The organism is Streptomyces sp. NPDC018964, assembly GCF_044390325.1.
Classification (GTDB): Bacteria; Actinomycetota; Actinomycetes; order Streptomycetales; family Streptomycetaceae; genus Streptomyces.
Genome location: NZ_JBIRYZ010000032.1, coordinates 1 through 13723, shown reverse-complemented (window position 1 = coordinate 13723; position 13723 = coordinate 1). Strand labels below are relative to the sequence as shown.

Below are 13723 nucleotides of genomic sequence, written 5' to 3'. Positions count from 1 at the left end.
CCACCGCCCCCCCCCCCACCAACAACCCCGCCGGTTGGGGGCGCGGGGGCGGGGGGGTGGGCCCCACGCGGGCCGCGCGGGCCGGCGGGGCGCCCGCGCCCCCCCCCCGCCCCCCCTTCTCCGGGTGTGGGTCAGAAGGTCAGCCGCCAGCCGTTGAGCCGGCCGGTGTCGTAGGAGGCCGTGTCCCGGACCCGCAGCTTCCAGGTGCCGTCGGCGGTCTCGGCGGAGGCGTCCACGGTGTAGGTGGTGTTGACGTCGTCCGCGGAGTCCGAACCGCTCGCGGACTTCAGGCGGTACGCCGAACCGTCCGGTGCCACCAGGTCGATCACCAGGTCACCGCGGTAGGTGTGGGTGATGTCCACGCCGACCTGGAGGGTCGAGGGCGCGTGACCGCCGCGGCCGCTGACGCCGATCGGCGACTCGACCGCCGAGCCGTTGTCCGGGACGGGCATCGCGGTGGTGCTGGAGTACGTGGAGCCCGTGGACGTACCGCCCTTGACCGCCTGGACCGTCCTGGCGGCGTCCGCCAGGCCCGCGCCGCAGCCGCCGGAGCAGGTGCCGGGCAGCGCACGGGCGTTGGACTTGACCGCCGATTCGATCTGGGCCGGGGTGAGGGCGGGGTTCGCCGACTTCATCAGCGCGGCGAGGCCCGCGATGTGCGGGGTGGCCATGCTGGTGCCCTGGTAGTAGGCGTAGTTCTCGGTGGAGGGGGTGCGGGTGCCGGAGTTCAGCGTGGACAGGATGCCGTTGGCCGCGGTCGCGGTCTCGCCGCCGGGCGCGGCGATGTCCACGATCGTGCCGTAGTTGGAGTAGGAGGCGCGGTTGCCGGAGCGGTCGGTGGCGGCGACGGTGATGACGTTCCCGCAGTTCGCCGGGGAGGAGTTGGCGGCGTTCCGGTTCTCGTTGCCGGCCGCGACGACCACCGTGGTGCCCCGGCTGACGGCGCCGTCGATGGCGCTCTGGGTGGCGGTGGAGCAGGCGCCGCCCCCGCCGAGGCTCATGTTGATGACCTTGGCGACGTCGGCGTTGGCGGGCACGCCGGAGACGGTGCCGCCGGACGCCCAGGTGATGGCGTCGATGATGTCGGAGTCGTAGCCGCCGCACTTGCCGAGAACCCGCACCGGGGAGATCTTCGCGCCGTACGCGACGCCGGCGACGCCCTTGCCGTTGTTCGTGGCCGCGGCGATGGTGCCGGCCACGTGGGTGCCGTGCCAGGAGGAGGAGCCGCCGGTGGCCTGGCCGCACTCGCCGGCGGCGTACCAGTCGCCCGGGTCGGCCGGGTTGCCGTCGCGGCCGTCGCCGTCGGCGGAGACGGCGGTGTCGGAGATGAAGTCGTAGCCGCCGACGATGTTCGCGGCGAGGTCGGAGTGGGCGACGTACCCGGTGTCGATGACGGCGACGGTGACACCGCTGCCGGTGGCGAGGTCCCAGGCGCCCGGCACCCGCATGCCGGCGGTGGTCTCGAACAGGTCCCACTGCCTGGGGTACTCGGTGTCGTTCGGGGTGGCCAGCGGCTTGTTGAGGCGGTCCGGTACGACGTAGGCGACCTGCGGGTCGGCCCGGTACTCGGCGACGACGTCGGCGACGTCCGCCGTGGTGGGCCCGGTGCCCAGGTCGACGAGGGCGGCGCCGGTGCCGAGGCGGCGCCGGAAGTCGACGTCCTCGCCGGCCTTCTCGCCCTTGGTGGCGGCGTCCGCGGCGGCGGCCTTGTCCGACTTCGCCTCGGCGGCACCGGACTTGTAGCCGACGATGAGCCGCTCGGCCGGGATGCCCGCGGCGGCCTCGGTGCGGGCGGCGGGCGCCGCGGAGGGGGCGTCCTGGGCGACGGCGGCCTGGGCGGAGGCGGCCGTCAGCAGGGCGGCGGAGAGCGCGGCGGCGGATATCAGCTTCCGTCTCGGGAAGGAGCCGCGGGGAGAGCTCGATGAGGTGCGCAAGGGGGGGGTGCCTTTCGTGCCGGGACTCCGGGCAGCGCGGAGTGTGGGGAGGGGGGAATCGATTCGCTTCGTCCTCGAAGCGGCGTGGGGTGAATCGACGTGCGGCAGATCGGCCGGCCGGGCTCGAGCAGCGGCCCGCCCGGGGTTACCGGCGGGTCGACTGCGGTCGAACGATAGGCAGCGCGCGGGCTTCCCGGATACGGGGGAAACCCTCGATCCGTCCGGGGAACCACCCTCGCCGCAAGGCGGTCGACCAGGAACGGACCGCTGTGCCCGCATCGCCGCGAAGGTGGACGCGCCGGGTGTCCGACCCGTACCGCACGGAAGGGGTTCCCCGCGTTCCCCACCCTCCCCGGGAGGCGGCCCGAACGCCCCGGACGGCCGCGCACCGGCACGTTCCGCACGCGTCCGACGGAGCCCGGCCGCACCCCGTGCCCACGCGCACCACCGCGGCCACCGCCGTCCCGGTGCTCACCGGTGGTACCGCGCCGGCGCTGAACGGCGAGGGTGCGAAGGGGAATCGGGGCGGTTCCGTACCGTCCATTCGGTTCGTCGGTGCGAAACGGCGGCACCGCACTCACGGTTCATCACAATGCGGCAGCATCGCCTCACTTCACGTGGCTGTTCACTTGACGACCAGTGGTTCCACAGGGTTGGCTCCGGCCCAGCGATAGTCACCCGTTCGGAGCACACCCCCCGTGGTTCCGTCGGTGCTCTCCCCCTGCTCTTGCTCGGCCGTACAGCGAGGTCCGCACTCCTCATGAACACTCGTCCCCCGTCCCACCGCCTCCCGGGACACCGCCTGGCGGTGCTGGCAGCCGCGGTCGGTCTGCTCGCGACCGGATGTTCCGCCTTCGGTTCGGCCGACGACTCCTCGGACTCCGACGGCACGGGCACCTCCGGAGCCGGAGGGATCAAGGTCGCGATGGTCACCCACGGCGGCGAGGGCGACGCGTTCTGGGACCGGGTGAAGAGGGGCGCCGAGGCGGCGGCCGCCAAGGACGGCATCGAGCTGACGTACATGAGCGACCCGGACCCGGCGGGGCAGGCCGAGCTGGTCCGCGAGGCGGTCCGCGACGGCGTCGACGGCATCGCGCTGACGCTGGCCAAGCCGGCGGCCATGAAGGGCCCGGTCAACGAGGCACGGGCCGCGGACATCCCCGTGGTCGGGCTCAACTCCGGCATCGACTCCTGGAAGTCGGGGGGACTGCTGGAGTTCTTCGGCCAGGACGAGAGCGTGGCGGGCCGGGCCGTCGGCGACAAGCTGGACGAGCTGAAGGCCGAGCACGCCCTGTGCGTCGTCCACGAGCGTGGCAACGTTGCCCTGGAGGCCCGCTGCGCCGGTGTGAAGAAGACGTTCGGCGGGATCACCGAGAACCTCTACGTGGACGGCACCGACATGCGCGCCGTCTCCGGCATCATCGCCGCCCGGCTGCGGCAGGACCCGACCATCGACGAGGTCGTCACCAACGGGGCGGACTTCGCGCTCACCGCGGTCGAGGCCGCCGCGGAGGCGGAGAGCGAGGCCCGCGTCGCCACCTTCGACCTCAACGACGACCTGGTGGAAGCCGTGCGCGGCGGCAACGTCCAGTTCGCCGTCGACCAGCAGCCCTATCTGCAGGGCTACCTCGCCGTCGACGCGCTGTGGCTGTACCGGACCAACGGCAACATCAGCGGCGGCGGGGTCGCGCCCGTGCTCACCGGACCGGCGTTCGTCACGAAGGCCAACGCGGCCTCCGTCGCCGAGTTCGCCGCCGACGGAACCCGCTGACGGGCCCGCCCATGCGTCCTCCCTCCACCACCCGAACGCTCTAGGACCACGATGTCTCCACGGACAGGTGCCCGGCGCCGTCTCGGCTCCATACGTCTCTCGCTGTTCCTCCTCGCCCTGGTGCCCAGCGTCACCCTCGCCGGCATGTGGGGCCTGACGACGATCCAGATGTTCTCCGAGGGCCTGCAACTGCGTTCCCAGACGGAGCTGAGCCGGTCGACCGGCGCGATGGGCACGCACGCCACGCTCGCGCTGCAGCAGGAGCGCAGGCTGACCGCCGCGTGGCTGGCCGAACCGGACACCCCCCGGACCGCCCTCGAGGCACAGCGCGAGAAGACCGACGAGGCGGTGGCGAAGCTGGTCGGCCAGGCGGACGCGATCGCCGAGGCACCGGCGCGCATCTCGGACCGGCTGTACGGGGTGCTCGGCTCGGTGGGCAGCCTGGAGTACTACCGGGACCAGGTGGACAACCCCGACGACATCACCGCCGAGCAGGCGCTCGAGCAGTACACCTCGATCATCGACGACCAGATCCACGCCTTCCAGGAACTCTCCCAGGTGGACGACGGGGACCTGACCTCGCAGGCCGAGCCGCTGATCGCCCTGGAGCACACGGCGGAGCTGATCTCCGAGGAGGACGCGCGACTCACCCTCGCCTGGCCCTCCCGGCGCCTGGACACGCAGGGCTGGAGCGAGTTCGCGGAGCTGGTCCACACCCGTCGCTGGCTGGTCAGCGACCAGATCATTCCCTCCCTGCGCGGCGAGACCAAGACCCAGACCGAGCGGATCCTGCGGAGCCCCGAGTGGCGCGCCCTGGAGGCGGTCGAGGACCAGGTGCTCGCGACCCCGCCCACGGGCGAGAGGCGCAGCGTCGAACTGCCGGACCTGCGGGAGCGCTGGGACGAGGCCATGGACCGGGTCTCCCCGCAGTACGCCACCATGATCCGGCAGCAGACCGACGCGCTGCTCACCCGCAGCGCCGACGAGGCCCGCAACCTGCTGCTGACGGCCGGCTCCCTGAGCGCCGGCGGACTGCTCGCGCTGCTGCTGTGCGTCGGCCTGTCCTGGCGCATCACCCGCTCGCTGTCCCGCCGGCTGCGCGGACTGCGGGTGGCCACCCTCGGTCTGGCCGAGGAGCGGCTGCCCGACGTGGTGGCCCGGCTGGAGCGGGGCGAGAAGGTCGACCCGGAGTCGGCGACCACCCCGCTGGACTACGGCCACGACGAACTGGGCCAGGTGGCGCAGGCGTTCAACACCGCGCAGCGCACCGCCGTGCACACCGCGGTCGAACTCGCCGACACTCGGCGCGGTTTCCAGAAGGTCATCCTCGGCATCGCGCGGCAGAGCCAGAACCTGGTCAACCTCCAGCTCAGCAAGCTCGACGCGCTGGAGCGCCGGCACACCGACCCCGAGGTCCTCAAGGGCCTGTACGAACTGGACTCCACCGCCAGTCAGTTGCGGCGCTACGAGGAGAACCTGGTCATCGTCAGCGGTGAGCGTCCCGGCCGCACCTGGAGCGAGCCGGTCGCGCTGATCGACATCGTGCGCAGCGCCGTCGGCGAGGTCGCCGAGTACCAGCGGGTGGAGGTGCACACCGACGAGGAGGTGTCGCTCGCCCCGCCCGCGGTGGCCGACGTCATCCACCTGCTGGCCGAGCTGATCGACAACGCGACGGTGTACTCGCCGGCGCCGAGCCCCGTCGGGGTGCGGGCGGCGATGGTGGCCAAGGGCCTCGCCCTCGAGATCGAGGACCGGGGCCTCGGCATGTCGGACGACGACTACGCCTCCTTGAACGCCCAGTTGGCCAAGGCGCCGCAGTTCGACGTGGTGGCGCTCGCCGACGACCTCCGGCTCGGCATGTTCGTGATCTCCCAGCTCGCGCACCGGCACGGCATCTCCGTGACCCTGCGCCCCTCGCCGTACGGCGGGACGACGGCGATCGTGCTGATCCCGCACGAGATCGTGGTGCGGGACGTGCCGTCCGACGGCGGACGGCGGGAGACGCGCGCCGAGGCCGCGGCGGACCGGGCCGCCGGCCGGCGCGAGGAGACCGCGGCCGCCGGCGCGGCACAGGCCGCGGCGCCCCGGCCCGCGACCGCCGTCCGTACCGCCCCCGCGCCGGCCGTCCCGGCCGCGTCGGTGCCCGCACCCCGCCGGGACGGGCTCACCCCGCTCCCCCGCCGGGTGCCGCAGACCAGTCTGGCCGCCGAACTCCGCGAGGAGTCCGTCCCGGACGCCGAGGACGACGCCGGCGACTTCACCGCGGAACACGCCGCCTCCTCCCTCGCCGGCTTCCAGCGCGGCACGTCCCAGGCACGGGACGACGACACCGACGACACCGATGAGGCCGGGCCGCCGGACGACGCGGACGGGACGGCCGCACCGGTGCACGTTCCCGCCGAGCTCCCGACTTCGCCCGCCGACCGCTGACCGCCGACCGTTTACAAAGGAACATCGTCATGACACGCCCCGTACCCGCCACCCACGCCCAGCTGGACCAGCTGCTGACCGGACTCGTCGAACGGGTCGCCGACGTGAACCAGGCCGTGGTGCTCTCCGAGGACGGCCTGGTGGTGAGCAAGTCCACCGGCTTCCTGCGGGACGACGCGGAACGCCTGGCGGCGACCGCCTCCGGTCTGATGAGCCTCAGCAAGGGCGTCAGCATGGACTTCCGCGGCGGCCCGGTGCGCCAGGCCCTCATCGAGATGGCGCACAGCTACCTGATCCTCACCTCGGCCGGTCCCGGCGCCCACCTGGTGGTGCTGACCGGTCCGGGCGCGGACGTCGGCGTGGTGGCGTACCAGATGAACATGCTGGTGAAGAAGATCGGTGAGCATCTCAGCGCGGCCCCGCGGGACATCGCGGGGCCGGCCGTCGACCCCGGCGTGTGAGGTGGGCGGAAGCGACTCGGCGGGCCGGCTCGTACGGCCGTTCACCCTGACCGGTGGCCGGACCCGACCCAGCCGCGCCGACTTCACGCTCATCACGACGGTGACGGCGGTGGATCCGCAGCCCGAGGGGGCGGCCCGGCCGCAGCCCGAGCACTCCCGGATCCTGCGGCTGTGCGCCGAGCCGGTGGCGGTCGCCGAGCTCGCCGCGCGTCTCGACCTCCCCATGAGCGTGGTCGTCATCATGCTGTGCGACCTGCTGGAGGCGGGCCGGATCACCGTCCGCCCGCCGCACCCCGTCGACCGCACCACCGTGGACCTGGATCTGCTGCAGAAAGTGAGGGAGGGCCTTGGCCGGCTCTGACACCACCGCGCGGGCGTCCGCCGGGCGTCCGGCACCCGACACGGTCAAGATCCTGATCGCCGGTGGCTTCGGCGTGGGCAAGACGACCATGGTCGGCTCGGTCAGCGAGATCGCCCCGCTGCGCACCGAGGAGCCGCTGACCATGGCGGGCCTGGACGTCGACGACCTGAACGGCGTCGAGGAGAAACGTGCCACCACGGTCGCCCTGGACTTCGGCCGGATCTCCGTCTCGGACGACCTCGTGCTGTACCTCTTCGGCACGCCGGGGCAGCAGCGGTTCTGGTTCATGTGGAACGACCTGGCCGTCGGCGCCCTGGGCGCGGTGGTCCTGGTGGACGTGCGCAGGCCCATGACCAGTTTCGCCGCGATCGACTTCTTCGAGAACCGGGGCATCCCGTTCGTGATCGCCGTCAACGGCTTCCACGGGGAGCACCCGTACCCGGTGGAGGACATCCGGGAGGCGCTGACGCTGCCGGACGGCGTGCCGGTGCTGCTGTGCGACGCGCGGGAGCGGGAGTCGTGCCGGGACGTGCTGGTCGCGCTGATCGACCGGCTGATCGCGGAGGCGGCCCCGGCGGGGTGAACGGTCCGCGGGGTGCGGCCGGCCGGCCGCACCCCGGGCGGGATCAGTCCAGGCCGGCCGAGTTCAGCCAGGCCTTCGCCACGTCCAGCGGGTCCTTCTTCTCCAGCTGCACCTGGGCGTCGAGGTCGAGGAGGGTCTCGGTGTCCAGCTTCGCGGAGACGGCGTTCAGCGCCTCCACGCCCTCCTTCGGCAGCCCTTCCTTGCTGACCAGCGGGGTGACGTTGGCGAAGCCGAAGAGGTTCTCCGGGTCCTTCAGGACGACGAACTTCTCCTTGACGATGGTCGGGTCCGTGGTGAAGACGTCCGCGGCCTGGACCTCGTTCTCGGTGAGGGCCGCCTGGGTGAGCGGGCCGCCCGCGTCGAGCGCCTTGAACGACTTGAACTTCAGTCCGTAGACGGTCTCCAGGCCCTTCAGCCCCTGCTGCCGGGTCTGGAACTCGGGCGAGCCGCCGATCACCAGCTCCGGCGCGGCGTCCTTGAGGTCGGCGAGGGTCGACTCGGCGGTGAGGCCGTACTTCTTCGCCGTCTCGGCGTTGACGCTGACCGAGTCCTTGTCCTCGGCGGGCGAGGACTCCAGCAGCGTCAGGGACTTGTCCAGCTTGGCCTTGACGGCCTCGTTCACCGCCTCCGCCGACTCCTGCCCGGCCTTCGGGTCGAGGTAGGCGAGGAGGGAGCCGTTGTACTCCGGCAGGACGGTGACGGAGCCGTTCTTCAGCAGGCCGTACGTCGTCTCCCGGCTGCCGATGTTGTGCTTGTAGTCGACCTTGAGGCCCTTGGCGCGGAGCGCCTCGCCGTAGATGTCGGCGAGCAGGGTGGACTCGGCGAAGTTGTTCGAGCCGACGACGACGGTGCCGGCCTCGGCCTTCTCGCCCTCGAGGGGGTTGTCGGAGGAGCCGTCGGAGGAGGAACAGCCCGCGAGCAGCGCCGCCGCGACGGTGAGCGCGACGGCCGCCGCGCCGGTGTGCCTCGTCCTGGACCTGCTGCTCTTCGCGGTGAAAGTCATTCGCCGATCCAATCCAGCCACGCACGGTGAGTCAAGGACGTCCGGGTCACGTTTGTCGTACATCTGATCGAACATCAGCGCCTGCGCACCCCGGGGGAGACGGCCAGTCGTCCCGCCGCCCAGAACACCGCGAGGGTGAGCAGCGCCAGGACGGCCACCAGAGTGGCGCCGCCGACCACCTTCTCGTAGTCGCGCTGGTAGAGCCCGTCGATGATGTACCGGCCGAGTCCGCCGAGGCTGACGTACGCGGCGATGGTGGCCGTCGACACGATCTGGATGGCGGCGGAGCGCAGTCCGCTGAGGATCAGCGGGAGCGCCACCGGCACCTCGACCTGGAAGAGGATCCGCGACTCGTGCATGCCCATGCCCCTGGCGGCGTCCACGGGGGCGGGGTCGACGGAGCGGACCGCCTCGTAGGTGGTCACCAGGATCGGCGGCACGGCCAGCACGACCAGCGGGATCATCACAGGCAGCAGGCCGAAGCCGATCAGCAGCACGGCGAGGACCAGCAGGCCGAAACTGGGCAGCGCGCGGGCGGCGTTGGCGACGAAGGCGAGCGCGTTGCCGCCGCGTCCGGTGTGGCCGGTCAGCAGGCCGACGGGCAGCCCGATCACGGCGGCGACGGCGAGGGCCAGCAGGGAGTACTGGAGGTGTTCCCAGAAGCGCTGCGGGATGCCGTCGTAGCCGTGCCAGTGGGCGCTGTCGCTGAAGAAGGCGTTGACGAAGTCGAGGACGTTCACCGGACCGCCCCCTCCGGGGTGATCTCCGCCCGCCGTGCGACGGGTTTCGTACGGGTTCCGCCGCGCGGCATCCACGGGGTCAGCAGCACCCGCAGCGCGACCAGCAGGGCGTCGCAGAGGATCGCCAGGGCGGCCATCGTGACCACGGCGTTCACCGCGAGTTCGGGCCGGTCGTACTTCTGCGCGGCGGCGAGCAGGTTGCCGAGGGCGCCCTGGTTGCCGATCAGGGCGCCGATGCTGACCAGGGAGATGCTGGAGGCGGTGGCGACCCGGAGTCCGGCGATGACGGCGGGCGCGGCGATGGGCAACTGCACCTGGAGGTAGCGGCGTACGGAGCCGAGGCCCATGGCGGTGGCCGCGGCGAGGGTCTCGTCCGGCACCGAGCGCACGCCGTCGACGATGGCCGGGACCAGGACGACCAGGCTGTACAGGGCCAGCGGGATCATCACGGTGAGTTCGGTCTGGCCGGTGTAGTCGATGAGGACGACGAAGAACGCCAGGGAGGGGATGGCGTACAGCACGGTCGTCAGGCCGAGCACGGGCGGGTAGAGCCAGCGGAAGCGCCCGCACAGCTGCGCGACCGGCAGCGCGAGGAGCAGTCCGGCGGCCACCGGGATCAGGGCCTCCCGGACGTGCAGGCCGATCAGCCCGGCCCAGCTGTGCTGGAGGTCGCTGGGGATGTCGAAGAAGCCGTTCACTTGGCGACCCCGGCTTTGTCCGTGTCCGGCCGGCTCTCGCCGTGGGCGGCGCGGACGGCCTCGCCGATGGTCTGCTGGGAGACGACGCCGGTCACCCGGCCGCCGCCGTCCACGGCGACCGCCCAGCCGACGGGCGAGAGCACGGCGCAGTCGAGCGCGACCCGCAGGGAGTCGACGCCGGGTACGAACGGCCGTCCGTACGGCAGCAGTCGGTCGGTGCGGATGTCACCGGCGGTCAGCTCGTCGCGCTCCGCCCAACCGAGCGGGCGGCCGTCGGCGTCGGTGACGAGGAGGTGGGGTGCCTTGGTGGCGGCGATCCGGCCGGCTCCGGCGTCGGCCGGGATCACGGCGTCGGTGGTCAGCTCCAGTGCGGCGGAGGAGAAGAAGGACAGCCGCCGGATGCCGCGGTCGGCGCCGAGGAAGTCCTCGACGAATCCGTCCGCGGGGTTCGACAGCAGCTCGGCGGGCGGCGCGTACTGGGCGAGCCGGCCGCCCTCGCGCAGTACGGCGACCATGGTGCCGAGGGTGATCGCCTCGTCGATGTCGTGGGTGACGAAGACGATGGTCTTGCCCAGCTCGTCCTGGATGCGCAGGAGTTCGTCCTGCAGTCCCTTGCGCACCACGGGGTCGACGGCGGAGAACGGCTCGTCCATCAGCAGCACCGGCGGGTCCGCGGCGAGCGCCCGCGCCACGCCGACGCGCTGCTGCTGCCCGCCGGAGAGCTGGTAGGGGTACCGCTTGGCCAGCGAGGGGTCGAGGCCCACCCGCTCCATCAGCTCCGCCGCCCGCTCCCGGGCCCGCTGTTTGCCCCAGCCGAGCAGGCGGGGCACGGTGGCGATGTTGTCGACGATCGTGCGGTGCTGGAAGAGCCCGGCGTTCTGGATGACGTACCCCATGGACCGGCGCAGGGTGGTGACCGGCTGCCGCCGGGTGTCCTCGCCGTCCAGCAGGATCGTTCCCTCGGTGGGTTCGACCATCCGGTTGATCATGCGGAGGGTGGTCGTCTTGCCGCACCCGGAGGGTCCGACGAGGACGGTGATCGAGCGGTCGGGGATGTCCAGCGACAGCCGGTCCACCGCCACCGTTCCGTCCGGGTACCGCTTCGTGACTGAATCGATCCGTATCAAGACGCGGAATACCCTTCCGGTGGGCGGACACTTCTGGCCTAGGTTTCACGGTCTGACGCCGGTCGAGTCTAGACGGCACCCCTGACGAGCGCCTTGAACGCCCGACGCCCGTGTCGCCGGGGGACGGGCGGCACGGGCGGCACGGGCGTCGGGGAGCGCTCGGGAAGCGCTCGGGAAGCGGCTGGGATCAGCGCCTGATCTCCTTGATCTTCAGCATGCGCGTGATGACCTTGTCGAGCTCCTCGTCCTCGAAGACCTTCTTCCAGTCGTCACGGACGATGGACTCCCGGCCGTAGTCCATGGCGATCAGACCCGGCAGCTATAGTTCTTGATCGTGTTGGCCGTGTCAGTGCCCGCCCCGGCCGGTGGCGTAGGCGAGGAAGACGCCGACCTGGGAGTTCTATATAAATCCCGCGGTGCCGGTGTACTCGCGCTGGACGTCCGCCGAGGCGCGGCTTCTTCACGAAGCCGGTCTCGTCCACGATCAGCACCGCGCCCTGGGCGTCGAGGTGTCCGATGGCGTATAGGCCCGGATGTCGTCACGGACGGCGTCGGCGTCCCAGCGGGCGTAGCGCAGCAGCCGCTGCATCGGGCCCGGTCGGCTGCCAGCAGCTCTTCCGCTCGGCAGGTGACAGCAGCCCGAGCAGATAGACATGGGCCGTCCTCCGCGGTTCAACTCGACTGAACCGGCCCGCGATCCGAGCCATGGCCTGCTCAAACATCTCCCGCCAGCAGGCGCTGTCCATGCTGTGACCTGCAGTCACCGCATGATCGTCACGAGTCCATACAACCCTTGATAATCACGCGGTGGCCGTTCCAGTTTTCCCGCGGCTCCGACCCAAGAGCGCGAAGTCACACTGGAGCATCAGACGACGAGTCAACAGCGAAAACGGATACTATGAGTTCTTCCAGAAGGCCCGCTCTTCCAGATCCCCAAATCGGACTTCACCTGACGATAGGTCGACCAGAATTGGCCAGCAGTCCAGCAAGCGATGTTCAGGATCCCCGCTAACCAGATACTCAGCGGAATTGTACGGAGCGATCAAAATCCCCTCCTTCACGCGTACCATATTCCAGTCGATCGCCAACTCAGGTTCAGCTGGCCGTCGACTTTCTTGCAGAAATCCCTCCGCGATCACGCGGCCATCTTCTTCGGAAATCATCAGTTAGTCCTTATCCACTGATAGCTGTCCCATGTGGGAGCGTGACTTGCATTCCCGGACTGTCCGTCCAAAAATGTCACCCTACCGTCGATGTTGACCACATTAAACACGTGACCACCATCAGGGTCCGCACCCCACACGATACCTCGGGCGCCAGATCCGGCCTTCTGCATGTCGCTCACAATGTTCGAGAAGCTTCTGTTTCGAAACTTTTTTCCGTAGAACTTTTCTATCACCGTATGAGATCCACGTTCGAGCGTGGGGATGGCATTTGAACGAGCTCCACTGGCCATCATTTGATCAAGCGAAATCACACACGCTCGGCAATTCGTCCTGCCTCCGCCTGGGTTAATAAGCACCTTAAGGCCAGTTTCGGGAGTGAAGTACTTGCCACCTAGCGTAGTGGAGCGGGCCGCGCTGTAACCGCCCACACCAACTGCAGCGGCCGCACCACCAGCTGTGAGGCTTCCGCCTGAGGCACCGCCGGTAGCTATTTCCGCGATCTCCGCGGCGCAAACCGGGGCCGTGGCCAGGCATCCCTCACCCACAGCAACAGCAACCGGGGCTGCAACCACGACGACCGCCACGGCCGCGATCGCGCCCACCACTACTTTCTGCCAAGTCGCGAGCTTTCCCCGGTCGATGTTGTCGCTCACGGTCGGGTCATAGTTCGGGTTGGTTCCCATGGCCCAGCCATGGAAGACTTGTTCCTTTTTTTCAGGTTTCGGGTCGGGGCCCTTCTTGAACACGACCTTTGCCGTGCTCACGCCCCCGTCCGTGCGGACGGTGACGGTCATAGTGCCGCTTCCGGTACCGCCGCCTGCCTTCTGGTACTGGAAGGTCTGGGTATATTTCTGCGTGGAGTGGTAGACCCAGCCCCCGTCCCGGCCCGGTGTCAGGTAGTCCCGATAGGTGCCGCCATTGCCGTCGCTGCAGCTGCGTACCTCGCAGTTTCCGATGGGGCGAAGGCCGGTGGGGTCGGACTTGGTGACGGGGGTGTTGTTGGCGTAGGCGTAACCATTGAGGGATTCGTGGTCGTCGGGGGCCAAGACAGGGTCGACGGAGAGGAAGCGTCCGAGCGTGGGGTCGTACTCGCGGGCGCCAATGTGGGTGAGGCCGGTGTCGGTGTCGGCGGGTTTGCCGAGGAAGCCCTTGTCGTCTGGCCAGGATGATGGTGTGGGGCCCCGGTTCTCGCCGAAGGGCTTGGTGTAGCGGTGGGTGACGGCCTGAGTGGTGGCGTCGACCGTCATCGAGGCGGTGCCGTGGTGGTCGTCGACCATCCAGGACAGGCCGGTCTCGGTGCGGACAGCGGTGGCATCGCCGGCTGGGTAGTAGCGCTGGGCGGTGAACTTTTTAGTACTCCAGCTGTAGATCGTGATCTTCATGTCTGGGATGCGGTTTGTCGTCGGTAATGGCTGGCTCGTGATCGTGCCTGGTGGCGGCGGCGCCAGG

Annotated in this window: 12 protein-coding genes and 1 pseudogene; 5 read left to right on the top strand and 8 right to left on the bottom strand. The window is 70.3% G+C overall.

All coding sequences use genetic code 11. The features are described 5' to 3' along the window. Positions 1 to 131 precede the first annotated feature (131 nt). On the bottom strand, positions 132 to 1934 hold the full coding sequence (locus ACH5AO_RS33830; RefSeq protein ID WP_398931444.1) for a S8 family peptidase: 1803 nt from the start codon (positions 1932 to 1934) through the stop codon (positions 132 to 134). A gap of 760 nt (positions 1935 to 2694) precedes the next feature. On the opposite strand from ACH5AO_RS33830, the gene ACH5AO_RS33825 reads away from it, so the two are divergent. The 5 genes from ACH5AO_RS33825 to ACH5AO_RS33805 are packed head-to-tail and all read left to right on the top strand — an operon-like array spanning position 2695 to position 7540. Then, the gene (locus ACH5AO_RS33825) at positions 2695 to 3705 is read left to right on the top strand and encodes a substrate-binding domain-containing protein (RefSeq protein ID WP_398931441.1); all 1011 of its coding nucleotides are present in this window, start codon (positions 2695 to 2697) and stop codon (positions 3703 to 3705) included. Positions 3706 to 3756: 51 nt separating this feature from the next. Then, on the top strand, positions 3757 to 6135 hold the full coding sequence (locus ACH5AO_RS33820; RefSeq protein WP_398931439.1) for a nitrate- and nitrite sensing domain-containing protein: 2379 nt from the start codon (positions 3757 to 3759) through the stop codon (positions 6133 to 6135). A gap of 29 nt (positions 6136 to 6164) precedes the next feature. After that, positions 6165 to 6596, top strand: a complete 432-nt coding sequence (locus tag ACH5AO_RS33815) for a roadblock/LC7 domain-containing protein (RefSeq protein ID WP_398931437.1) — start codon at positions 6165 to 6167, stop codon at positions 6594 to 6596. 1 nt (position 6597) lies between these two features. Further along, positions 6598 to 6957 carry a DUF742 domain-containing protein gene (locus tag ACH5AO_RS33810; protein ID WP_030861379.1) on the top strand — a complete coding sequence of 120 codons (360 nt, stop codon included), beginning with the start codon at positions 6598 to 6600 and terminating at the stop codon, positions 6955 to 6957. Next, positions 6944 to 7540, top strand: coding sequence for a GTP-binding protein (locus tag ACH5AO_RS33805; RefSeq protein WP_398931435.1), 597 nt, complete (start codon positions 6944 to 6946; stop codon positions 7538 to 7540). Before ACH5AO_RS33810 ends, ACH5AO_RS33805 begins: the two co-directional genes overlap by 14 nt. A 43-nt stretch (positions 7541 to 7583) precedes the next feature. Here ACH5AO_RS33805 and ACH5AO_RS33800 read toward each other — a convergent pair whose 3' ends face one another. The 7 genes and pseudogenes from ACH5AO_RS33800 to ACH5AO_RS33770 form a co-directional block, all read right to left on the bottom strand. Beyond that, positions 7584 to 8543, bottom strand: coding sequence for an ABC transporter substrate-binding protein (locus ACH5AO_RS33800; RefSeq protein WP_398931433.1), 960 nt, complete (start codon positions 8541 to 8543; stop codon positions 7584 to 7586). A gap of 74 nt (positions 8544 to 8617) precedes the next feature. After that, positions 8618 to 9283 carry an ABC transporter permease gene (locus ACH5AO_RS33795; protein WP_398931431.1) on the bottom strand — a complete coding sequence of 222 codons (666 nt, stop codon included), beginning with the start codon at positions 9281 to 9283 and terminating at the stop codon, positions 8618 to 8620. Next, positions 9280 to 9981: an ABC transporter permease gene (locus tag ACH5AO_RS33790; RefSeq protein WP_398931429.1), complete on the bottom strand. Its 702-nt coding sequence runs from the start codon at positions 9979 to 9981 to the stop codon at positions 9280 to 9282. The genes ACH5AO_RS33795 and ACH5AO_RS33790 overlap by 4 nt, the downstream gene beginning before the upstream one ends. Continuing rightward, complete coding sequence (locus ACH5AO_RS33785) at positions 9978 to 11108, bottom strand: ABC transporter ATP-binding protein (protein WP_398931426.1); 1131 nt, start codon at positions 11106 to 11108, stop codon at positions 9978 to 9980. The genes ACH5AO_RS33790 and ACH5AO_RS33785 overlap by 4 nt, the downstream gene beginning before the upstream one ends. A gap of 187 nt (positions 11109 to 11295) precedes the next feature. After that, positions 11296 to 11418 (bottom strand): annotated as a pseudogene (locus ACH5AO_RS33780) (phosphogluconate dehydrogenase C-terminal domain-containing protein); the annotation flags it as partial. Positions 11419 to 12004: 586 nt separating this feature from the next. Further along, positions 12005 to 12271 carry a hypothetical protein gene (locus tag ACH5AO_RS33775; protein WP_398931424.1) on the bottom strand — a complete coding sequence of 89 codons (267 nt, stop codon included), beginning with the start codon at positions 12269 to 12271 and terminating at the stop codon, positions 12005 to 12007. Then, positions 12271 to 13723 (bottom strand): RHS repeat-associated core domain-containing protein (locus ACH5AO_RS33770; protein ID WP_398931422.1); only part of this gene is annotated, 1453 nt, incomplete at its 5' end. The genes ACH5AO_RS33770 and ACH5AO_RS33775, both read right to left, overlap by 1 nt.